Here is a 21,271-nt window from a genome sequence, read left to right as displayed (position 1 = left end):
TCATGAACGGAACGCAGCCAAAGCTCTGGGATGGCGGGGCATTTCGCAAGAACATCTGGCAGAAACGTGAAGAGGCCTTGGCACCGGCGGACGACGAGCATGTTATCCTGCCGCTGGCTGCATATCTTGAACTCAAGGAAAACACGCGCGAGGGTGCCACAGAGCAAATCGGCGTCGAACTGCAGCCGGGCGAAGCGCTGGATCTTCTCTTGCCGCATCTTGAGCGCCTTCCGCTGGTGGCACTGTCGTTCCCCGCCTTTGCCGACGGGCGCAGCTATTCCAAGGCAGAACTGCTGCGCACCCGCCACGGGTATCGCGGGGAAATCCGGGCAACGGGGGACGTGTTGATCGACCAGGTCGCCCATATGTTCCGGGTCGGGTTCTCGACGCTCGAGATCGTCAATCCTTTCACAATCAGCCAACTGGAGGCTGGAAAAGAAGCGGGTATCCCGCTTTACTATCAGCCGGCAGCGAAGGCAGCGGCCGCCCCTGCATCCTATGCGTGGAGGCGTATTTCCGCCTGATTTTCGAGAGAAACTGAGAAAATTGCAGATTTGAGACGCCATTCTGCGTCATTTCATCTCGAAATCCCCAGCTTCTGACCTATATCAGAGCCAAGGGGTGCATTCCGCGCAACTTCTGTTATGGTGCGCCCCATCTTGAGTCGCCCCTTGCTTGGGCGCCTTTGCATCTTTGCGCCGGCTGACGCCAGGCCCTTGCACCGATGTAGAATAAGATTGATCGAGAGCTGCTCTTCGCGCTTTCCAGCGCCTTGGCCATGCTCAACCACTGAAACGCCAACTGAAGAAGGAAGTCCATTGCAGGTTATCGTTCGCGACAACAATGTCGATCAGGCCCTTAAAGTGCTCAAGAAGAAGATGCAGCGCGAGGGTGTTTTCCGGGAGATGAAGTCCCGCCGTTCTTATGAAAAGCCATCGGAAAAGCGCGCACGTCAACGTGCCGAAGCTGTCCGCCGCGCACGCAAGCTGGCCCGTAAACAGGCCCAGCGCGAAGGCCTTCTGCCGAAGAAGCGCCGCGCAGCCTGAGGGCTGTCGAACTGGGGTTGCCCCGGTTTTATCGGATTTGAAAACAGGGACGGTGCGGCTTAGGCCCCGTCCCTGTTTTGATTCACGGTTTCAAATCTGAAAAGGATCAGCCAGCGCGTCGCTCGGCTTCATCCAGCTTGCCGAGAAGGTCGTGAAACTCTTCAGGCATGTCGGTATCCAGAGAGAAGTGCGGCATCCTGCTCAGAAACCGCGCGTTTTCGGGATGGCCAAGACGCTGTCTGACACTGCGCGCAGTGTCAGCGCGATTTGCGTCGCTCTGCCGCTCCTGTCGTTTTTCGTGTCGCGTCATAGTGTTTACTCAATCGTTTCAAATCGCACTTATGGAGTTAAACCGCCAGATAAGGATTTGTTCCGAGAAATGAGGCACTTCGGCCATCTTCGGATAACAGGGTAAACTTTTCATAAAATTTTAGATATCGACCCAGGTGTCCGAGATTCGATACCCTTCAGGCCATGGATCGGACGGGTCGAGCATCAGTTGATGCGTGCCGGTGACCCACCCCCGCCCGGCAATCTCCGGTATGATAGCCGGCTTATCTCCTGAAAAAGTTTCGCTCACGATGCGGCAGTCAAAACGCGAGCCCAGCACCGACACGCCCGTGAAGCGATCCCCTGTCTTCATGCGTCCGCGCGCATGCAACACAGCCATACGCGCGGAGCATCCGGTGCCGGTCGGCGACCGGTCGAGCTTGGCCGGGCGGATGACGACCGTGTTGCGGCCGATCAGCCCCTCCGCGGTTTCCTCCACCGGAAGGGTGAGCTGGCAGAAGGAGATGTGATCCCATTCCGGGTTGTCGGGATGGGTGAAGCCAAGCTGCTCATTGGCAGCCCTTGTGATCTTCGCGCCGGTTTCGGCCAGATCGCGGGCTTCATCCGGCCTGACGGAAAAGCCGAGTGCGGCGGCATCGGCGATCACGAAACTGTCACCGCCATAGGCGGTATCGACCGTGATCGTGCCGAGCCCGGCAACCTCCAGGGGCGCGTCGAGACGGTCTGCGAAGGAGGGGACGTTGGTGACACGAATGCGCTCGGCCTTGCCATTGCGGCATTCGGCGACAACCTGGACCAGACCGCCTGGCGCTTCCAGAACGAGATTTGTCTCGGGCTCTGTCATGAGCACGATGCCCGTATCGAGCAGCACGGTGGCAACACAGATGGAGTTGGAACCGGATATGGGCGGCGTGTCTTCCGGCTCCATGATGATGAAGCCCATATCCGCTGCCGGGTTCTTCGGCGGAACGAGAAGATTGACATGCCGGAAGACACCACCGCGCGGTTCATTGAGCACGAAATTGCGCAGTTTTTCATCGCGGGCGATGAAATTGCGCTGATCCCACAGCGTATCCCCGGGCGGAGGGAGCACGCCGCCGACAATCACGTCGCCGACCTCGCCCTCGGCATGACAGGAAACGATGTGGATTGCCCGGCTGGAACGCACGACTCAGGCGCCTTTTCCAAACGACAGAACCGGTGCGCCAAGCGTTTCGAAATCAGGCTCGATGCCAAGACCCAACCCTGACGGCGCTTTCATGCCACCATTGACGCGGTTCGGTGCATTGGCGGCGATGGTTTTGGTGCCGTAGGAGTTGAAATCCGTTGCCGAAAAGACGAAGTCGGACGGCGTGGACTGCGCAAGATGCGCTATTGCGGCGGTGACGATGTCACCGCCCCATGTGTCTTCGATGGTCATGGGGATGCCGTGTGCGAGACACACATCGCGCATGGTGCGCGCCTTCGAGAGGCCGCCGACCTTGGAGATTTTCAGGTTGATGACGTCGAATGCGTCGTCGGCCAGACCGCGCACGAGCATATCCAGGCCGGTGATGTTTTCATCCATCACGAAAGGCTTTGCCGTGCGGCGGCGGATCGACAGGCATTCATCATAGGTGGGGCATGGCTGCTCGATATAAACATCGAGATCGGCCACCGCATCGACCACGCGTGCTGCCTCATGGCGAGTCCAGCCGGTGTTGGCGTCGGCCACGAGAATGTCCGTATCGTCCAGGATTTCGCGGCAGGCGCGGATTCGGGCAATGTCGTCATCCGCATTGCCGCCGACCTTGAGCTGGAACTTGGTGTAGCCCTCGGCCTTGTAGCCGGCGATCTTCTTCGCCATCGTTTCCGGATCTTCCTGCGAGATGGCGCGATAGAGGCGCACTTCGTCCTGTGCATGGCCGCCCAGAAGCGTGACCAGCGGCAGGCCACTTGCTTTGCCGAGAAGATCCCAACAGGCGATGTCGAGCGGCGCTTTCACATAGGGATGCCCGTTGAGCGCGGCATCCATCGTTCGGTTGACGAGACCGAGATTGCTGGGGTCGAGGCCGATCAGCTTTGGCGCGATCTCCTCAAGGCCAGCCCGCACACCGCGCGCATAGGACGGCAGATAGGCCGAACCCAGCGGACAGCATTCGGCATAGCCGGTGAGGCCCGTATCCGTCTCGATGGCGACGACGGTGGAATCGAAGACTTCGACGAAGTTTCCATTCGACCATGAGTAGCGCCCTTCCTTTAGCGGCAGGTCGACCTGATGGACGCGGATAGCTGTGATGTTCATGGTCTCTCCTCAAACGACAACAAAGCCATGGGCATAGGGATCGCGGTCGTCGATCATGATCGTGTTGTAGCCCGTGACGCGCGCCCAGCCGGCGACCGAAGGCACGATGGCGGGTTTGCTAGCAACCTGCGTTTCGGCCTCCACACGGCCTTCGAACATGGAGCCGATGATGCTTTCGTGGACGAAATCGTCGCCGGGTTTCAGGAGCCCTTTCGCATGCCAATGCGCCATGCGCGCCGAGGTGCCTGTGCCGCAGGGCGAGCGGTCGATGGCCTTGTCGCCATAGAAAACGGCGTTGCGCGCATGCACTTCAGGCCGGGTGGGCTTGCCGGTCCACAGAATGTGGCTCAGGTCCTTGATGTCGGGCTTTTCAGGGTGGACGAATTCGTATTTGGCGTTGAGGGCAGCGCGCAGTTTTGGGCTCCAGCCAATGAGCTCGCCCGCCGTGTGGTTCGCCATATCCTCGAAGGCCGCCTGCGGCTCGACGATGGCGTAGAAATTGCCGCCATAGGCGACATCGACCGTGATTTCGCCAAGCCCCTCGACCTCCGCTGTCAGTCCGGTCGCATGAACGAAGGCAGGCACATTGGTGAGGCGCACCTTTTCCACGAAACGATCGTTCTGCTCATATTCCGCGACGACAAGGCCCGCCGGGGTATCAAGGCGGACCACACCGGGCTCGCGCGGACGGATGAGGCCGTTTTCGATGCCGATGGTGATGGTACCGATCGTGCCATGCCCGCACATGGGCAGGCAGCCCGACGTTTCGATGAAGAGGATGCCGATGTCGCAATCCTCGCGCGTGGGCGGATAGAGGATGGAGCCGGACATCATGTCATGGCCGCGTGGCTCGAACATCAGACCGGTGCGGATCCAGTCATATTCGGAGAGAAAATGCGCGCGGCGCTCCAGCATGGTGGAGCCCTGAAGCTGCGGACCGCCGCCGGCCACGACCCGAACCGGGTTTCCGCATGTGTGTCCATCAATGCAGGTGAACGTGCTGACCGCCATGGTGTTTTCCTGTCAAAATCGGTCGGGCCGGAAGGGCGATATGTCGATGGGTGTTTTTCGCTCGAGGATCAGATCGGTGATGAGCCGTGCCGTTGCCGCCGATTGGGTGAGCCCCAGATGGCCGTGGCCGAAGGCATAAAGAATGCGCGGGCTGGAGGAGGCACGGCCGATGACCGGAAGCGAATCCGGCATGGAGGGGCGCGAGCCCATCCACTCCGTTCCGCCTTCGCGCTTCAGCCCCGGCAGAAAGCCGGCAGCCTTGTCGAGCATGTACCGTGCGCGCTTGTAATTGACCGGGGCATCGAATCCGGCGAGCTCGGACGCGCCGCCGACACGGATGCCAGTGGCAAGCGGCGTGACCACGAAGCCGTGTGCTGGAAAGATGACCTGCCGTTTCAAATCGAAACTGCCGGGCGGCAGCGTGGTGTTATAGCCGCGTTCGGGTGTGACGGGCAGTTTGTCGCCGAGGAGGGCAGTGAGGCTGTTTGACCACGGCCCGGCGGCGAGAACGGCATGGCCGGCCTTGAGGGTTCGGCCATCCTCAAGAGTGACAGCAACGCCTTCTGTGCCGTTGGTTAGACGCGAGACCGTTGCACCTTCGATCAACTGAACACCGCGTACCCGGGCGATTTCCAGCAGGGCAAGCGCATAGTCGCGCGGATCGCTGACCGTTTTCCATTGCGGCAGGAACACGCCCTTCACAAGCCGCGAGGAGAGCCCGGGCTGCAATTCGGCAAGGCGCGCGCCTTCCACATGTTCCACCTCGATGCCGGCCTTCTCACAGCGCTCCCAGCTTTTCAATGATGCGCGCCATGAGGCCTCGCTCTCATAAAGCTCCAGAGCGCCATCGTGGCGCACCAGATGGTCGAGCCCGGCTTCCCGCGTGAGGTTTGCGGTTTCTGTTTCGGAAAGCCGGTTCAGGGCTGCCTGCGCTGCCGTGCTGGCCTCGATGCGGTCTGGCATGGAGGCGCGGAAGAAGCGCAGAAGCCATGGCAGAACCGATGGGAACTGCGCCGGCGGAATGGAGAGCGGCCCCAGCGGATCGAACAGCCATTTGGGTGCTTTGAAGAGAATGCCGGGCGAAGCAAGCGGGAGAATGGAGGGGAAGGCAAACGCACCCGCATTGCCCCGGCTGGCGGCGTTGGCCGGCGCACCGCGCTCTATGAGCGTGACCTGCAGGCCCGCCTCCGCCAGGCGGAACGCGGTGGCGATGCCGATGATGCCGCCGCCGATGATGGCGACATCGAACTTCTCTGCCGACCGGGTTTTGCCCATGTTTCCTCCGACAGATCAGGGCTGGGTGTAGGCCGTTTTCACCGTCGTGTAGAACTCGACAGCGTAACGTCCCTGCTCACGTGAACCGAAGCTCGAGCCCTTGGTACCGCCGAAAGGCACGTTGTAGTCGACACCGGCGGTCGGCAGATTGACCATGACCATGCCAGCCTGCGACTTCTGCTTGAAATCGCTCGCATATTTGAGCGAGGTGGTGCAGATGCCCGAGGAGAGGCCAAAGCTCGTGTCGTTGGCGACGTGCAACGCCTCCTCGTAATCCTTGACACGGATGACGCTGGCGACAGGACCGAAAACCTCTTCGCGGTTGATGCGCATATCGTTGCTGGTTTCGGTGAAGAGTGCGGGCGCCATGTAGAAGCCGGGCTTCTCCAGCGTCAGGCGTTCGCCGCCGATGGCGAGCTTTCCGCCTTCCTGTCCAGCGATCTCGACATAGGAGAGGTTCTGCTCAAGCTGCTTTTCATCGACCACCGGGCCCATCTGGGTCTTGGGGTCGAGCGCATCGCCGACGATGAGGGTCTTGAGCTTTTCGGTCAATGCGGAGACGAAACGGTCGTGAATGCCCTCCGCTACGACGAGGCGGCTGGAAGCCGTGCAGCGCTGGCCGGTGGAGAAGAATGCGCCGTTGAGTGCGGCGCCGACTGCCACGTCGAGATCGGCATCATCCAGAACCACCAGCGGGTTCTTGCCGCCCATTTCAAGCTGAACCTTTTTCAAATGCTGCCCACAGGCGGCCGCGATGCCGCGACCGGTGGGCACGGAACCGGTGAAGGAGATTGCGCGGACCTTCGGGTTTTCGATCATGCGCGGGCCAAGCTCGGAACCGCGGCCCGCAACCAGATTGAACACGCCTTCAGGCAGGCCGGCGCGCGACAGGATTTCCGTCAACGCCCAGGCAGACCCGGGCACCAGCTCTGCGGGCTTCAACACGACCGCATTGCCATAGGCGAGCGCGGGGGCAATCTTCCACGCCGGGATGGCGATGGGGAAGTTCCACGGGGTGATCATGCCGATCACGCCCATGGGCTCGCGCCGCATGTCCACCTCGACGCCGGGACGGATGGAATCGAGACGCTCGCCCGGCAGGCGAACCGCTTCGCCTGCGAAGAACTTGAACACCTGACCGGCGCGGACAACCTCGCCGATGCCTTCCGCCAGCGTCTTGCCTTCCTCGCGGGAGAGAAGCCGGCCAAGTTCGTCCTTGCGGGCAATGATCTCGCTGCCCACTGCGTCGAGCACATCAAAGCGCTGCTGCGGAGTGGAGCGCGCCCAGCCCGCGGCCGCATCATGTGCCGCATCGATGGCGCGGTCGAGATCGGCAGTGCCCGAACGGGCTGCCAGACCAACTATATCGCGCGTATCGGACGGGTTTATGTTTTCGACCTGGCTGTCGCCTTCGATCCACTCGCCGGCAATGTAATTTTTGAAATGGTTGGTGCCTGTTTCGCTGAGTGCCATTGGCGGATTACCCCCGAATTCAATCTGTTTTCAGTTTGGCCGTCTCTAGTCCACGGGTAGCCTAGCGCACACGCGGTCTGCCAGTCATGCGATGGTTCGTTATGCCAGACTGCCATTTGCACATAAGACGTCTCTCGGCCCGCCGGGTCGAACGACCATGGAAAGCTCATCAGACATCGTATCGGAGTCTTTAACTCATATCGGATCCAATATACAATCATAAAATCGGCACCGGAGAACGAATGTTGCGTGTCGCCAGAGCTGGTGTACACAGCCATGAGAAATCCAATTGGGCGCAAGCGGGATTGAAACGATGAAGCTGGAAAGCGTTGATATAAGACAGACAGCGTCGGCCACCGATCTGGTCTTTGAAGCACTGCGCAAAGCCATCATCGAGGGCGAACTGGCGGAGGGTGAACATCTGCGTCAGGACCATATCGCGCAGATGTTCAACACCAGCCGCATTCCCGTGCGAGAGGCTCTCCAGCGGCTGGAACAGGACGGGCTGGTGACCACTCAGCGCTACAAGGGTACTGTCGTGGCAGCTCTTTCGACCGTGGAGATCGAGGAGATTTTCGAGTTTCGTGCTCTGCTGGAGAGCGAGATGATCCGCCTCGCTGTGCCCCATCTCACAGACGAGCAACTGAGCGCGGCGCGCTCGAACCTGGAAACCTTCGCAGCCACGTCAGACCCGGGCGGCTGGGGCGAGGCAAACCGAAACTTTCACTATAGCCTTTATGAAGCAGCCGACCGTCCCTACCACCTCCAGATTATCCGCTCATCACTTGACCGGGTCGATCGCTATCTGCGCGCGCAGCTCACGCTCACGGATGGAGTGGAGCGTGCAAACCGCGAACATCTTGCCATTTTCGAGGCCTGCGAAAGAGGCAACGCGGACGAGGCAGCCGACCTCACCCGCGCCCATATCCTCGATGCCGGCCGTTCGCTGCTTGCCATCCTGGAGCAGCGGCGCATCCCGACCGGTTCGGCGTCGGCGCCCTAGCAAGAGCCGGGGCTGATAACCCGGAATCCTGCGGCGCGTGCGGTGCAGGAATTGCCGAAGGTGCGGCGCTCGCCACCCTTGCGTGCACAGACGGGCTTGAATTCTCGGGTACATGCCTGCGGACGACCCTGACCCGGGCGGTTCGACTGGGCACTGCAGGTTCCCGGCTGCACAACCCTGTACCCTTGCGCCCTTGCGGAGCAGGCGTTGCCGAAGGTGCGCTGCTGTCCACCGCGTTTCGCACAAACGGGCTTGTACTCCATCGTGCACATCTGCGGACGATCCGGCCGTGGCGGGCGGGGCCGATCTGGTCCTTCCTCGACCACAACCGTGCAACTCGCCAAAATGATCGCAGCGCCTGCAAGCGCGCCGAATCGGGAAATCAACTTCGCAATAATCATCACTCTGCCCTCTCCAACAGTCGTGCGGAAATTCCGCTCCGTCCCCGAAGAGAGATTAGCTGATTTGCAAACAGCTTCCAGTCCGTCGTCCAATATTCGTAAACAGGAGATTCGGGATCAGCGAAGGCGGCCAACGGTATCGCCAGCGGGAAAGCAGGTGGGCGCGAAACCGTTCTTCGATTGCCAGTCGCCGATCGACCGGCGTGTCTTGAACCCGACCAAGCCGTCTGCACCGCCGACATCATAGCCGAGCTTTTCGAGCCCGCGCTGCATGGCTGCAACATCACCGCGATTGAACCCGCCAACCCGGCCCCATGATGTAGCGAATTCGCTGTTTCCATACATGATGCGGTCACCCGCATGGCCTACGAAGAGCGCATAGAGATCGCTCTCATTGTAATCCTTGAGGCGATAGAAATTCGGCGTGACGATGAAGGCCGGACCAAATCGGCCAGCGGGCATCATGAGATAGCCCTCGCTTCTCAACTCGTGCTCTGGAAACGCCTTGCCGCCGACCCGGCGAACGCCGAGCGCCTGCCAATCCGCGATGCGCTTTCCCTGGTCGGGACCTTCCAGCGCACAAGAAATCGTCTGCGGAACGGTGACTTCGAATCCCCAGTCGCGCCCGCGCACCCAGCCATGTTGCGCCAGATAATTGGCAATGGAGGCCAGCGTGTCGGCTTCGGAACTCCAGATGTCGGCCGTGCCATCGCCATCGCCATCCACCGCGTATTTCAGATAGGACGTCGGCATGAATTGGGGTTGCCCCATCGCACCGGCCCAGGAGGAGCGCATGGCGCGTGGAGACACACCACGACGCTCGACCATTTCGAGTGCCGCCAGAACCTCTTCGCGAAACATCTCCTTGCGGGTGGCCAGAAAGGCCTTGGTGCTGAGCACTTCAAAAGCGTCATAGGGGATTTTTGCGCGCCCGAAGCCGGATTCACGGCCCCAGATCGCCAGTACGATGCCGCGTGAGACGCCGTAGCGTTTCTCGATTGCAGCCAGAACGCTGGAAAGCTGGCCCGCGCGGGATCGACCGCCCGAAACCACCCCGCCGATATGCTGGAAATAGGCGGATGGTGCTCGGAACTCGGCCTGATGCTGGGTGTCGCTCCGTGGCTTGCTTTCCCCCGGCAGGACGAGATCAGGCAGTTTCAGATTGGGCGCGACGTCTGCAAAGGCCGCATTGAACGTGGTGGAGGAGATACCGCGACGCTGCGCCTCGGGCCAGAGATCGGAGGTCAACCAAGTGCGGAACTGCCCTTCGATGGATTGCGCGAAGGCTGGCAGGGCGATCAGACTCATGAACAGGAGGGTGGTGAGGCGGATCGCGTGACAAAATCTCAAGGCGTTTCTCCCGTTGATCAAAAACTCGTTCGCGACTTCAGGGCTGCCGAAAGCGTTCCCTCATCCAGATAGTCGAGTTCGCCACCGACCGGCACCCCATGAGCAAGGCGCGTGACTTTGACCTCCATCCCCACCACCTGATCGGTGATGTAATGAGCGGTGGTCTGGCCTTCGACCGTGGCGTTGACGGCCAGGATCAGCTCCACCACGCCGCCTTCGGCCACTCGGCTGACCAGTCCCTTGATGTTGAGATCATCGGGGCCCACGCCATCGAGTGGCGAGAGCGTGCCGCCCAGCACGTGGTAGCGCGCATTCATTGCGCCGGCGCGCTCCAGCGCCCAAAGATCGGAGACGTCTTCCACCACGATGATGGTGCTGCCGTCGCGGCGCGGATCGGTGCAAAGCGTGCAGGGATCGCTGGTGTCCACATTGCCGCAGGTGGCGCAGACCCGCACCTTGTCGACCGCCTCGGCCATGGCCGCCGTGAGTGGAGCGAAGAGCTGATCCTTCTTCTTGATCAGATGCAGGGCCGCCCGCCGGGCCGAGCGCGGCCCGAGCCCCGGCACGCGGGCCAGAAGCTGGATCAGACGTTCGATTTCAGGTCCGGCGATTGATTTTGACATGAATGCTCCGCCCACAGATGGCCAAAAACAGCCCGGCCATTAATACCGCTAGAAAGGCAGCTTCATGCCGGGTGGGATCGGCAGGCCGGCGGTCATCTCCTGGGTCTTTTCCTGAATGGCTGCCTCGAGCTTCGCTTTCGCGTCATTGTGCGCCGCGAGGATCAGATCTTCGAGGATCTCCACATCGTCTTCCTTGAAGAGCGACGGATCGATTTTCAGGGCCTTCATCTCTGATTTGCCGCTGAGCGTCACCTTGACCGTGCCGCCACCGGCCTGGCCGTCGATCTCCATCTCCGCCATTTCTTCCTGCATGGCCTGAAACTTCGCCTGCATTTCCTTGGCTTTGCCCATAAGGCCCATCAGATCGCGCATTGTGGTCTCCAGTTCACTTAAAAGTCGTCGTCGTCATCATCGTCCGGATCAACCGGCACCATGGCGTCTGCTGCTTCTTCAACGGTATCGGGGTCGGTCGCATCGGGGATGCGGATATCGATGATCTTCGCACCGGGGAAGCTGTTGAGGATCGCCGCGACCGCCGGATCGGCTTTCGCATCGGCGATTGCGCTCTCGCGGCGCCCTTCCTCCTGCTCGGCCAGCGTCGGACCGCCAGCTTCACTCGACAGCGAGACAATCCAGCGGCGGCCTGTCCACTCCTTCAGCCGGTTGGTGAGATCACCCATGACGGTCTTGGGGGCATCTTCGGTCAGGCTGATATCGAGGCGACCCGGCTCGATTGATACCAAACGAACGCACCGCTTGAGCAGAACCTTGAAGGCCATGTCCCGCTTCGCATCGGCAAGTTTGGCTATATCCTCAAGCGATTTGAGCGGAACCGCATCGGGCGCAGCGACCTCTGTCACCACCGCCTGCTGCATTGGCGCGGATGATGGTTCCGGCTGTACGAGGCGCATCGTCTGTCCGCCTCCGGGCCCAGAGACCGGAGCATGCTGCGTGGCAATCGCCGCGGCCATAGTTCCACCCCCGCCATTGCTGGCGGGTGCTCCGCCAGCCGACGCGGGCGGCTGCCCCTGCCCCTGCCCGCTGCCAGTCCCTGCCGGCAGGTCATCGAGCCGCTTCAGCGCCTCATCGAGTGTAGGAAGGTTTGCGGCGTGGGCGATGCGGATCAACACCATCTCGCCAGCGGCCATGGGACGACCGGACGATTGCACCTCCTGAATGCCCTTGAGCAACATCTGCCAGGTACGGGAAAGAACACGCACCGACAGCGCTGTGGAAAATTCCAGACCGCGTGTGCGCTCATCCTCCGACAGTGCCGCATCATCAGCGCCTTCCGGTACAAAGCGCAGGCGAGTGACCAGATGATTGAACTCGGCAAGATCGTTGAGCACCGTCGCCGGGTCGGCGCCAACATCATACTGCGCACGGAATTCCGCGAGCGCGGCAGCCACATCGCCTTTCATCAAATGGTCAAACAAGCCGATGATGCGACTGCGATCGGCCAGGCCCAGCATGTCGCGCACGGTTTCCGCAGTCACCTTGCCGGAAGAATGGGCAATCGCCTGATCGAAGATCGACTGGGCGTCGCGCATCGAGCCTTCGGAGGCGCGCGCAATCATGGCCAGAGCCTCGTCTTCGGCCTCCACACCTTCCAACCCGCCGATACGGCCGAGATCAGCCTTGATCATTGCTGCATCGATACGACGCAGATCAAAACGCTGGCAGCGCGACAGGATGGTGATGGGAACCTTGCGGATTTCCGTGGTGGCGAAGATGAACTTCACATGCGGCGGCGGCTCCTCAAGCGTCTTCAACAGGCCATTGAAAGCCTGGTTGGAGAGCATGTGAACCTCATCGATGATGAACACCTTGTAGCGCGCGGAAACCGGCGCATAACGTGCCTGGTCGATGATGTCGCGGATATCGTCGATACCGGTATGCGAAGCGGCATCCATCTCCACCACGTCCACGTGGCGGCCTTCGAGGATGGCGCGGCAATGCTCGCCTTCGGTGGAGAGGTCAACCGTCGGCTTGTCAATGGAATCGGTCTTGTAGTTGAGTGCGCGCGCCAGAATGCGCGCCGTCGTCGTCTTGCCCACACCGCGCACGCCGGTCAGCATCCACGCCTGCGCGATGCGCCCGGCATTGAATGCGTTGGTGAGCGTGCGCACCATCGGCTCCTGGCCGATCAAGCCGGAGAAATCGCTGGGACGGTATTTGCGGGCCAGAACCCGGTAGGCGCCGCCGGCCTTGTCGCTTATCTTGGTGCCGGCCTCGGTCATTGCCCTCTTGCGCTCCGTGTTTTGTCCTGACGCCGGCAGTGTCCCCTTGGACAAGGTTCTGCGTCAATGGACAATGTGGACGGCAAGGCTGAAATCCGGTGAATGCTGCCAGGAAAGCAAGAAGAAGGTGGGAGGCTGGCACGGCGACCCGTGCCTGGCTCGTTAGGGCTGCTTCCTTCCGGACCTGACCCGGTTGGCGAGTGGCGCGTCCACCACCAACCTCCCGGCCCCCATATCGGAAATTGTGAGGACAAATGCAAGGGGAGGAGATGCGGTTTCCTGAGCTTGGCCAATCATTCGCTTGCAGGCGCCGGCGGCTCCCTCTAGCGTTGACGGGCACAATGAGGAGAGCCGATGCTGCCGGACGCAAAACAGGGTTTCGAGCTTGACCCAAAGCTGGAGGCTGAAAGCCTGCATGTGATGTGGCTCGGCCTGTGTGAACTGCGCCTTTGCGACGACAAAAGATGGCCCTGGCTCATTCTTGTTCCGCAACGCCCGGGTGCGGAGGAGATCCATGATCTGACCCCTCTCGATCAGGCCATGGTGAGCTTCGAGACCAACATGGTCGCACAGATGCTGAAAGAAATGACCGGCTGCACGAAGATCAACAGCGCCGCGCTTGGAAACGTGGTTCGCCAGTTGCACATCCATGTGGTCGCGCGCAGCGAGAATGACCCCGGCTGGCCTGGCCCTGTCTGGGGACATGGCGTGCGCGAACCTTATCGACGTGAAGACCTGCACCAGTTCGCCGAGACGATTCGCGGCAAGCTATGAGCTTTTTTTGAAACCCGGTAGATCGCCCTACATGACCTTTCCATTCTTCGACACCCCACGCGACGAGGCGAGCCAGCGCGTCGCCTTTTCCGGAAACCGCATCGACCGCCAGGCCGAAGCCCGTACAGACGATGCCAGCGCCCGGGCGCTGGAGAACCCGGATGCGCGTCTTCTTCTGTTTGCGCAGGGTCGGCTTTTTATGCGTATCGAAGGTGACGAGGCGTTAGACCCCTATTTTACCTTGCACGATGCCCGGAACTTTGCACCAGACCTCGAACAGACGGTACTGCTGGGCCACGAGGCTGGGAGACCCGTCCTGGCCGTACCCTCGACGGCAGATATCGAAACCCTGCCTGAGCCTCTCAAGGCATTCGACTATCGTTCCATCTATATGCAGGGACTTCTGGAGCCGTCTCAACTTGGCGCGATGGCACAGGGAGCGGCGCTTCTTGCGTGGCACGACAGCCACCGGTTCTGCGGTCGCTGCGGCAATGAGACGGAAATGCGCGACGGTGGTTACAAACGGCACTGCCCGTCTTGCGGTCGCGATCATTTTCCGCGCACCGATCCGGTGGTGATCATGCTTGCCGTGCGCGGTGAGCATTGCCTTTTGGGCCGCAGCCCTCATTTCGCACCGGGCATGGTTTCCTGTCTTGCGGGATTTGTGGAACCCGGCGAGACAATCGAGGCTGCGGTGCGACGCGAAACGCAGGAAGAGGCCGGCATAACTGTGGGCTCTGTCGCCTACCATGCCAGCCAGCCCTGGCCGTTTCCCTATTCGCTCATGATCGGCTGTTATGGAAAGGCCGAGACCGAGGCGGTCACTATGGACGAAAACGAACTGGAGGCATGCCGCTGGTTTTCCCGCGAGGAGGCCCGGCTCATGCTGGACGACAAGCATCCGGAGGGCTACCGCGTGCCGCCCACGGGCGCCATAGCCAACACACTCATACGCGACTGGGTGTTTGCTTCATAAGCCCTTTCAGCGACGCAGTTAGTCCTCATCCTCGGTCTGCGTGGCGCGGAACGGATGTGCCTCGTAGACGCCCAGAATGCGCACTTCACGCGAGAAGAAGCTGAGTTCCTCAAGAGCCAGAGCGACATTGCGGTCGTCGGGATGCCCTTCCACATCAGCGTAGAACAGAGTGGAGAAGAATTTCCCTCCGAGCTGATAACTTTCCAGCTTTGTCATGTTGACGCCATTGGTGGCGAAACCGCCCATGGCTTTATACAGAGCGGCAGGAACGTTGCGCACCCGGAAGATGAAGGTGGTCATCATAAGCTGCTCGGAGGAGGTCCGCGCGGCCTGCTTCTCCTCCTTCGACAAGACAACAAAGCGGGTGACGTTGTTGTCGGTGTCCTCGACATTCTCCATGGCGATGTCGAGACCATAGAGTTCGGATGCCAACCGCGGTGCGAGCGCGGCATTGGAGCGCTCGCCCAACTCTGCGACAAGGCGGGCGGCACCTGCCGTATCGCCGGCGACCGTGCCCTTCCAACGGTTCTCGCGAATGATATTGCGGCACTGCCCGAGCGCATGAATGTGGCTGTAGACCGTCTTGATTTCCTCGGTCTTCACACCGGGCAGCACCATGAGCTGGAAGTGGATCGGCAGGAAATATTCCCCGACAATATGGAGCTCCGAACGCGGAAGAAGATGATGGATGTCCGCCACCCGCCCGGCGATCGTGTTCTCGATCGGGATCATCGCGAGATCGGCTGCGCCGGTCTCGACGGCGGTGAAGCAGTCCTCAAATGTCGGACAGGGAAGTGGCTCCATGTCGGGAAACATGTTGCGGCAGGCGGTGTCGGAATTTGCACCGGGCTCGCCCTGGAAAGCGATCTTGTTTGTCTTGACTGCCATGATCATGTGTCCGTTTTCAATGCAAGTCTCTGCCTGGCTTTCTCCAGGTCTTCAGGTGTATCCACACCAAGCGGAACCGACGCGACGATCTGCGCGTCAATGCGCATTCCCGCCTCGAGCGCCCGCAATTGCTCCAACCGTTCGCGTGTTTCCAGAACGGAGGGGGAAAGGGAGACGAAGCGCTCCAGCGCCGCGCGGCGATAGGCATAAATGCCGACATGGTGATAAAGCGGCCCCTCACCCCAGGGGGCGGTGGCGCGCGTAAAGTAGAGCGCTCGCAAACGCGACGAATCGTTATCGACGGGCGCGCCCACGATCTTCACCACATTCGGGTTGGTTTTCTCGGCCTCGTCTCGGATCTCGACACCGAGCGTCGCGATATCCACCTGCGGATCGTTCAGCGGGCCGGCAACGGCGCGAATGTCCTCAGGGGCGATCGTTGGCAGGTCACCCTGCAGATTGATGATGCTCTCAAAACGGCCGCCCGGATCAAGGCTACCCAAGGCTTCGAAGATGCGGTCGGAACCGGACTGGTGATCGGCGCGTGTCATGATGGCGGTGAAACCGGCTTTCTGGACGGCCGCGGCCACCTCCGCTGAATCGGTTGCTACGGCCACATCGCCGGCCTCGCTCTCGCTTGCGCGGCGAGCAACATGCACGATCATCGGCGCACCCGCGATATCGGCCAACGGCTTGCCCGGCAATCTGGTCGAGGCCATACGCGCGGGAATTATGATCAGGCTGGACATGGAGGCCGGAACTCTTTTGAATTGCTAAAGTGGCAAAAAGTCTCACTGGGAAGTGCCTTATATGTGTTGCATGCGCGGAGCAAAAGACCTAGTTTCCGCGCGATTTTACCGGCAACGGCCGAACGCGGGGGACACTGGCGCTGAAGTTTCCATCTTCTCGCCACCGCGAGCGTCCGGAATAGGGAGCCTCAGGGCGTATGAACTCGTTCGAACTCAACAAAATCCTCGGCGCGCTTCTGGGCGCCGTTTTCGTTATCTTCTCGGTCAGCATTCTCTCGGACGCGATTTTCTCGTCGCCGCCGCCAGCCACGCCGGGCTATGCGATCGAGGTGACTGAGGACGCTGGGGCCGGCGCATCCGACGGACCGGCCGAACCGGAGCCCATTGCCCCGCTCCTCGCCTCCGCCGACGCCGGAAAGGGCGAGAATATCTTCAAGCGCTGTCAGGCCTGCCATACGGTGGATGAAGGCGGCGCAAACAAGGTTGGTCCCAACCTGTGGGAGATCGTCAACCGTCCGGTCGCCAGCCATGAGGGCTTCGGCTACTCAGCGGCCATGCAGGAATTCGCGCAGGGCGGCAGCGTCACCTGGACCTATGAAAACCTGGATCACTTCCTGACCAACCCCAAAGGTTTTGTTTCGGGAACAGCAATGGCATTCGCCGGCCTGAAGAAGATCGAAGACCGGGCCGATCTGATCGCCTATCTGCGCCAGCACGCTTCGAGCCCTGCACCTTTGCCAGAGCCTGAGGCAGAGAGTGGTGATGATGCTGCGACCGCCCCGGCGGAAGACGAAGCGGCTGCTCCCGCCACCGAAGGCGAGGCCGAGGCCGCTCCGGCTGAAGAAACAACAGCGCCGGCTGAGACGCAGAACGGCGAAGAAGCTGCTCCTGCAGAAGAAGCTCCCGTCGAAGGTGAAGAGAACACCACATCCGGCAACTAACGGAAATTTAATTTTGCAGAGCTTGAAAAAGCCGGTTTCGACCGGCTTTTTTGTTGCCCGAAAGCGGCTCAAACAAAGAGCTTTGGCCCTTGCCATGCGTTGGGGATGGTCTACGTTTCGACTGGGAACCAAAACAATATGAGGAGAATGCCATGCGGGTGATCGGTGCGACAGCAACACGGGCGATCGGCCTTGCCGCGGCTCTTCTGTTTGCCAGCTATCCCGCAAGCGCCGAAGACGAATGGCTCACCAGTTCGTCGCTCATCAAGTCTGAAAGCCAACAGACCACGTTCGAGCGCTATGATTATGTGAACCCGGATGCGCCGAAGGGCGGGACGCTGAATTCCGTCGCGCTGGGCACCTATGACAGTTTCAATCCGTTCATCGTGCGAGGCACCCAGGCAGCCGGGCTCAACTATTTCGGTGGTTTCCTCTGGGACACGCTGATGCAGCAGTCCCTGACAGAGCCCAGCACGAGCTATCCGCTGATTGCCGAAGCCTTCAAGCATCCCGAGGACAATTCCTCGGCCACCTATCGCATCAACCCCAAGGCGCGTTGGCATGACGGGACGCCGATTACGGCCGACGATGTGGTTTGGTCTCTCAACATGCTCAAGAAACACAGTCCTCAACACACGCGGTATTTTTCCAGTGTTGTGGAAGCGGTGGCTCTATCTGAACGCGAGGTGGAATTTCGCTTCGATCAGGCAGGCAACAAGGAATTGCCGCACATTATGGGAGACCTGCCGGTTCTGCCGAAACACTGGTGGGAAGGTACAGACCCCGAGGGCAAGAAGCGCAATTTTACCCAACCCACACTCGAGCCTCCGCTGGGAAGCGGCCCTTACATGATCGAAAGCTTTGCACCTGGATCCGAGATCGTCTGGAAGCGTGTGGAAGATTATTGGGCGGCCGATCTGCCTGTGCATGTCGGGCGCTATAATTTCGATCGCCGCAGATACACCTATATCCAGGACGAGAATGCTGCCTGGCTCGCCTTCACCAAGGGTGGCCTGCAGGATATCCGCGTGGAGAACCGCTCGCGCCGCTGGGCGACGGAATATACTTTTCCGGCAGTCAAGGATGGCGATGTCATCAAGAAAGAGTTTCCGACCGGCGGCGCGGAGCCGATGCAGGGCTTCGTTCTCAACACGCGCCGACCCAAATTTCAGGACCGCCGGATTCGGCAAGCGCTGACGCTCGCCTTCAACTTCGAGGACATGAACCGGACACTGTTCTTCGATAGCTATACCCGTACGGACAGCTATTTCGAAGGAACCGAGCTGGCCGCAACCGGCCTGCCAGAGGGACGCGAACTGGAGATTCTCGAAGAATTCAGGGACAAACTGCCGCCGGAAGTGTTTACCGATGCGTTCAAGCTTCCGGTCTATGACAACCCTCAGGCAGAACGGTCCTATCTGCGTGAAGCCATCAAGCTCTTTTCCGAAGCGGGATGGAGCATCAAGGGCGGCAAGATGACGAATGACGGCACCGGCCAGCAATTCACCATCGAGTTTCTTGGCAACAGCCCCACTGATGAAATCACGACCGGGCCCTACATGGCGGCCCTACGCAAGATCGGCATCGACGTAAGGCTCCGCATCATCGACCCGTCGCAATATGTGAACCGCATCCGCAATTTCGATTTCGACGCGGTGGCGAGTATCTTCGTCAACTCGCTTTCACCGGGGAACGAGCAGCGTGAATACTGGGGTTCGAAGGCGGCCGACACCCCCGGCACCCGCAATCTTGCGGGGGTCAAGAGCCCCATCGTGGACGCGCTCGTTGAAAACATCATCTACGCGCAGGACCGCGAGGAGCTTGTCGCGGCAAGCCGGGTGCTCGACCGGGTTCTGTTGTGGAATTATTACTGGGTGCCCCAATGGCATGCACCTTACGTTCGCATCGCCTACTGGGACAAGTTCGGCATGCCGGAGAAACAGCCTGAATATGCAGGTGTCGACCTCGATTCGTGGTGGATCGACCCGGAACGCGAGGCGGCACTCGCCGAGAAATACCGGAGTCAGAATTGAGCGGGCCCCACAAGGTACCGCGCAGGGAATTCCTCGCGCTTGCCGGTGCGGCAATCGCCACACCCCTGTTTCCACGTGAGGTGTTTGCAAATCTGGAAACGGGCGTACCTCTGCATGGCCTTTCCGCATTCGGCGACCTCAAATATGCGCCGGGCTTCAGCCATTTCGACTATGCCAGCCCCAACGCACCGAAAGGCGGCACGTTCAACTTTCAGCCCGGATACTGGTTCTTCAATCAGAACGTTCTGACCTTCAACACGCTGAACGCCTTTGTACGCACAGGCGATGCGCCGCCGCGCATGGAGATCTGTTTCGATTCGCTGATGGTGCGGGCCTATGACGAGCCCGATGCGATCTACGGGCTCCTGGCCGAAAGCGTGACGCTTTCCGACGACCGCAACGGGTTCACCTTCAAATTGCGGCCGGAGGCCCGCTTTCATGATGGGTCACCCGTCACAGCCGAAGACGTGGCTTTTTCCTACGACCTGCTGAAGGAGAAAGGGCACCCGCAGTTTCAGCTCCCTCTCACCGAGATGACGCAAGCCGATGCGGACGGGACCGATCTCGTGCATTTGCGGTTTTCCGGCGCGCAATCACGCCGCAACATTCTCACTGTCGCGGGCTTTCCGATCTTCTCGAAAGCGTTTGTCGAGGAAAACGGTTTCGACAGCTCCCGTCTCGTGCCCCTTCTCGGATCAGGCCCCTATAAGGTGGGTCGCTTTTCGGCCGGGCGCTACGTGGAATACGATCGCGTGGAGGACTACTGGGCGCGTGATCTCGGCCCAGCCAAGGGGTTCAACCATTTCGATACGATCCGCATCGACTTCTACCGCGACCGCAATGCCGGGTTCGAAGCCTTCAAGAAAGGTGACGTCTACTGGCGCGAGGAGTTCACATCGCGCGTCTGGGCGACGGGTTATGATTTTCCCGCCATTCGCGATGGCCGCGTGGTCCAGAACGAGATCCCCGGTGAGAAGCGCCCGCAGCTCTATGGTCTCGTACTCAACCAGCGACGGGAACAATTCAAGGATGTGCGGGTGCGCGAGGCCATCAGCCTGTGCTTCGATTTTGAATGGACCAACCGCAACCTGTTCTACGGCACCTACACGCGGTCGCACTCCTTCTTCGAGCGCTCATCATTCATGGCCGAAGGGGAACCCTCGCCCAAGGAACAGGCACTGCTCGACCGCTTTCGTGGCGAAGCGCCGGAGGCGGCATTTGGAGAGGCGGTGAAGCAGCCGGTTTCCGACGGCTCCGGCCGCGACCGCAACAATCTGCGTCGGGCGCGCCAACTCTTGATGGAAGCGGGCTGGACACCGCGCAATGGTGTTCTCCACAATGAAAAAGGTACGCGCTTCAAGCTCGAGTATCTGGTGCGAGATGAGCTCTTCCTACGTCAGGATGCCAGCTTCGGAGAGAATCTGCGGGCCATCGGCATTGATGCCTCTACACGCGTGGTCGATGCCTCGCAGTATCAGAGCAGGCAGAGTGCATTCGATTTCGACATGATTTCCATGGCTATCGGTCTGACGCCCACGCCGGACGCGAACGGGCTCGAACAGATATTCCATTCGCGCACGGCAAGTGTCGAAGGAACCTATAATTTTGCAGGCACCGCCGATCCGGTGGTTGATGAACTTATCGAAATTGCCGGTAAGGCGAAAAGCCGCGACCAACTGATCGTGACGCTAAAGGTGCTGGACAGGGTCTTGCGTGCAAGGCGCGACTGGATTCCAAATTGGCACCTGACGAATCACCGTCTGGCCCACTGGGATATGTTCGGGTACAGCGACAACAAGCCGGATTACTTTTTCCCGGTGGAGTCTCTGTGGTGGTTCGAGAAAGAAAAGGCGAAAGCGATTGGCAAAGCGTAGGGGCGGCGTGGCAAATTTTTCCTCAATCCCAAACGTGAA

20 protein-coding genes and 1 other RNA gene are annotated in these 21,271 nt (G+C 60.3%); 8 read left to right on the top strand and 13 right to left on the bottom strand.

Annotation, left to right across the window (positions count from 1 at the left end; all coding sequences use genetic code 11):
* Positions 1–2: 2 nt before the first annotated feature.
* A complete protein-coding gene (locus KW403_RS09950) occupies positions 3–524 on the top strand; it encodes a DUF934 domain-containing protein (RefSeq protein ID WP_223019343.1) in 522 nt (173 codons plus the stop codon).
* Positions 525–818: 294 nt separating this feature from the next.
* Complete coding sequence (gene rpsU, locus KW403_RS09945; protein WP_007010888.1) at positions 819–1,046, top strand: 30S ribosomal protein S21; 228 nt, start codon at positions 819–821, stop codon at positions 1,044–1,046.
* 106 nt (positions 1,047–1,152) lie between these two features.
* Here rpsU and KW403_RS09940 read toward each other — a convergent pair whose 3' ends face one another.
* From KW403_RS09940 to KW403_RS09915, 6 genes are all read right to left on the bottom strand, one after another.
* Positions 1,153–1,356, bottom strand: coding sequence for a hypothetical protein (locus KW403_RS09940; protein ID WP_223019342.1), 204 nt, complete (start codon positions 1,354–1,356; stop codon positions 1,153–1,155).
* A 120-nt stretch (positions 1,357–1,476) separates the two neighbouring features.
* Entirely contained in the window at positions 1,477–2,505 is a 1,029-nt protein-coding gene (locus KW403_RS09935) for a trans-3-hydroxy-L-proline dehydratase (protein ID WP_223019341.1), read from the bottom strand.
* Between the two features lie 3 nt (positions 2,506–2,508).
* Positions 2,509–3,621 carry a cis-3-hydroxy-L-proline dehydratase gene (locus KW403_RS09930; RefSeq protein ID WP_223019340.1) on the bottom strand — a complete coding sequence of 371 codons (1,113 nt, stop codon included), beginning with the start codon at positions 3,619–3,621 and terminating at the stop codon, positions 2,509–2,511.
* A gap of 9 nt (positions 3,622–3,630) precedes the next feature.
* Positions 3,631–4,632 carry a 4-hydroxyproline epimerase gene (locus tag KW403_RS09925; protein WP_223019339.1) on the bottom strand — a complete coding sequence of 334 codons (1,002 nt, stop codon included), beginning with the start codon at positions 4,630–4,632 and terminating at the stop codon, positions 3,631–3,633.
* Between the two features lie 12 nt (positions 4,633–4,644).
* Positions 4,645–5,907: an NAD(P)/FAD-dependent oxidoreductase gene (locus KW403_RS09920; RefSeq protein WP_223019338.1), complete on the bottom strand. Its 1,263-nt coding sequence runs from the start codon at positions 5,905–5,907 to the stop codon at positions 4,645–4,647.
* 15 nt (positions 5,908–5,922) lie between these two features.
* Positions 5,923–7,380: an aldehyde dehydrogenase family protein gene (locus KW403_RS09915; RefSeq protein WP_223019337.1), complete on the bottom strand. Its 1,458-nt coding sequence runs from the start codon at positions 7,378–7,380 to the stop codon at positions 5,923–5,925.
* A gap of 313 nt (positions 7,381–7,693) precedes the next feature.
* Here KW403_RS09915 and KW403_RS09910 point away from each other — a divergent pair, with 313 nt between their 5' ends.
* Entirely contained in the window at positions 7,694–8,383 is a 690-nt protein-coding gene (locus tag KW403_RS09910) for a GntR family transcriptional regulator (RefSeq protein ID WP_223019336.1), read from the top strand.
* A 518-nt stretch (positions 8,384–8,901) separates the two neighbouring features.
* Here the strand turns inward: KW403_RS09910 and KW403_RS09905 are convergent.
* From KW403_RS09905 to ffs, 5 genes are all read right to left on the bottom strand, one after another.
* Positions 8,902–10,092 carry a lytic murein transglycosylase gene (locus KW403_RS09905; protein WP_223022511.1) on the bottom strand — a complete coding sequence of 397 codons (1,191 nt, stop codon included), beginning with the start codon at positions 10,090–10,092 and terminating at the stop codon, positions 8,902–8,904.
* Positions 10,093–10,151: 59 nt separating this feature from the next.
* Positions 10,152–10,757, bottom strand: coding sequence for a recombination mediator RecR (gene recR, locus KW403_RS09900; protein ID WP_223019335.1), 606 nt, complete (start codon positions 10,755–10,757; stop codon positions 10,152–10,154).
* 48 nt (positions 10,758–10,805) lie between these two features.
* Positions 10,806–11,129: a YbaB/EbfC family nucleoid-associated protein gene (locus KW403_RS09895; RefSeq protein WP_223019334.1), complete on the bottom strand. Its 324-nt coding sequence runs from the start codon at positions 11,127–11,129 to the stop codon at positions 10,806–10,808.
* A 17-nt stretch (positions 11,130–11,146) separates the two neighbouring features.
* Positions 11,147–12,997, bottom strand: a complete 1,851-nt coding sequence (locus tag KW403_RS09890; protein ID WP_223019333.1) for a DNA polymerase III subunit gamma/tau — start codon at positions 12,995–12,997, stop codon at positions 11,147–11,149.
* Between the two features lie 127 nt (positions 12,998–13,124).
* An RNA gene (gene ffs / locus KW403_RS09885) (signal recognition particle sRNA small type) lies at positions 13,125–13,221 on the bottom strand.
* A gap of 130 nt (positions 13,222–13,351) precedes the next feature.
* Between ffs and KW403_RS09880 the strand changes: the two genes are divergently transcribed.
* Together KW403_RS09880 and nudC are read left to right on the top strand one after the other, a co-directional pair.
* Complete coding sequence (locus KW403_RS09880; RefSeq protein WP_223019332.1) at positions 13,352–13,771, top strand: HIT domain-containing protein; 420 nt, start codon at positions 13,352–13,354, stop codon at positions 13,769–13,771.
* 31 nt (positions 13,772–13,802) lie between these two features.
* Complete coding sequence (gene nudC / locus KW403_RS09875; RefSeq protein WP_223019331.1) at positions 13,803–14,747, top strand: NAD(+) diphosphatase; 945 nt, start codon at positions 13,803–13,805, stop codon at positions 14,745–14,747.
* Positions 14,748–14,765: 18 nt separating this feature from the next.
* On the opposite strand, the gene KW403_RS09870 is transcribed toward nudC, so the two are convergent.
* Together KW403_RS09870 and KW403_RS09865 are read right to left on the bottom strand one after the other, a co-directional pair.
* Positions 14,766–15,641, bottom strand: a complete 876-nt coding sequence (locus tag KW403_RS09870; protein ID WP_223019330.1) for a prephenate dehydratase — start codon at positions 15,639–15,641, stop codon at positions 14,766–14,768.
* Positions 15,638–16,384, bottom strand: coding sequence for a 3-deoxy-manno-octulosonate cytidylyltransferase (locus tag KW403_RS09865; protein ID WP_223019329.1), 747 nt, complete (start codon positions 16,382–16,384; stop codon positions 15,638–15,640). Before KW403_RS09865 ends, KW403_RS09870 begins: the two co-directional genes overlap by 4 nt.
* A gap of 197 nt (positions 16,385–16,581) precedes the next feature.
* Here KW403_RS09865 and KW403_RS09860 point away from each other — a divergent pair, with 197 nt between their 5' ends.
* The 3 genes from KW403_RS09860 (at position 16,582) to KW403_RS09850 (ending at position 21,232) form a co-directional block, all read left to right on the top strand.
* Positions 16,582–17,325, top strand: coding sequence for a c-type cytochrome (locus KW403_RS09860; protein ID WP_223019328.1), 744 nt, complete (start codon positions 16,582–16,584; stop codon positions 17,323–17,325).
* 152 nt (positions 17,326–17,477) lie between these two features.
* Positions 17,478–19,358 (top strand): extracellular solute-binding protein, encoded by a 1,881-nt coding sequence (locus KW403_RS09855; protein ID WP_223019327.1) that lies wholly within the window; start codon positions 17,478–17,480, stop codon positions 19,356–19,358.
* A complete protein-coding gene (locus tag KW403_RS09850; protein ID WP_223019326.1) occupies positions 19,355–21,232 on the top strand; it encodes an extracellular solute-binding protein in 1,878 nt (625 codons plus the stop codon). The genes KW403_RS09855 and KW403_RS09850 overlap by 4 nt, the downstream gene beginning before the upstream one ends.
* Positions 21,233–21,271: the final 39 nt, after the last annotated feature.

Source organism: Nitratireductor kimnyeongensis (genome assembly GCF_019891395.1).
GTDB classification, from domain to species: Bacteria; Pseudomonadota; Alphaproteobacteria; order Rhizobiales; family Rhizobiaceae; genus Nitratireductor; species Nitratireductor kimnyeongensis.
This window is presented reverse-complemented; position numbering and strand designations above follow the sequence as displayed.

Bases quoted from the DNA above. Each gene is read 5' to 3' on its own strand.
- KW403_RS09890 (WP_223019333.1), bottom strand. From the start codon at position 12,997: ATGACCGAGGCCGGCACCAAGATAAGCGACAAGGCCGGCGGCGCCTAC.
- KW403_RS09925 (WP_223019339.1), bottom strand. From the start codon at position 4,632: ATGGCGGTCAGCACGTTCACCTGCATTGATGGACACACATGCGGAAAC.
- KW403_RS09865 (WP_223019329.1), bottom strand. From the start codon at position 16,384: ATGTCCAGCCTGATCATAATTCCCGCGCGTATGGCCTCGACCAGATTG.
- recR (WP_223019335.1), bottom strand. From the start codon at position 10,757: ATGTCAAAATCAATCGCCGGACCTGAAATCGAACGTCTGATCCAGCTT.
- nudC (WP_223019331.1), top strand. From the start codon at position 13,803: ATGACCTTTCCATTCTTCGACACCCCACGCGACGAGGCGAGCCAGCGC.
- KW403_RS09855 (WP_223019327.1), top strand. From the start codon at position 17,478: ATGCGGGTGATCGGTGCGACAGCAACACGGGCGATCGGCCTTGCCGCG.
- KW403_RS09870 (WP_223019330.1), bottom strand. From the start codon at position 15,641: ATGATCATGGCAGTCAAGACAAACAAGATCGCTTTCCAGGGCGAGCCC.
- KW403_RS09920 (WP_223019338.1), bottom strand. From the start codon at position 5,907: ATGGGCAAAACCCGGTCGGCAGAGAAGTTCGATGTCGCCATCATCGGC.
- KW403_RS09915 (WP_223019337.1), bottom strand. From the start codon at position 7,380: ATGGCACTCAGCGAAACAGGCACCAACCATTTCAAAAATTACATTGCC.
- KW403_RS09930 (WP_223019340.1), bottom strand. From the start codon at position 3,621: ATGAACATCACAGCTATCCGCGTCCATCAGGTCGACCTGCCGCTAAAG.
- KW403_RS09860 (WP_223019328.1), top strand. From the start codon at position 16,582: ATGAACTCGTTCGAACTCAACAAAATCCTCGGCGCGCTTCTGGGCGCC.
- KW403_RS09910 (WP_223019336.1), top strand. From the start codon at position 7,694: ATGAAGCTGGAAAGCGTTGATATAAGACAGACAGCGTCGGCCACCGAT.
- KW403_RS09905 (WP_223022511.1), bottom strand. From the start codon at position 10,092: ATGAGTCTGATCGCCCTGCCAGCCTTCGCGCAATCCATCGAAGGGCAG.
- KW403_RS09895 (WP_223019334.1), bottom strand. From the start codon at position 11,129: ATGCGCGATCTGATGGGCCTTATGGGCAAAGCCAAGGAAATGCAGGCG.
- KW403_RS09880 (WP_223019332.1), top strand. From the start codon at position 13,352: ATGCTGCCGGACGCAAAACAGGGTTTCGAGCTTGACCCAAAGCTGGAG.
- KW403_RS09940 (WP_223019342.1), bottom strand. From the start codon at position 1,356: ATGACGCGACACGAAAAACGACAGGAGCGGCAGAGCGACGCAAATCGC.
- KW403_RS09950 (WP_223019343.1), top strand. From the start codon at position 3: ATGAACGGAACGCAGCCAAAGCTCTGGGATGGCGGGGCATTTCGCAAG.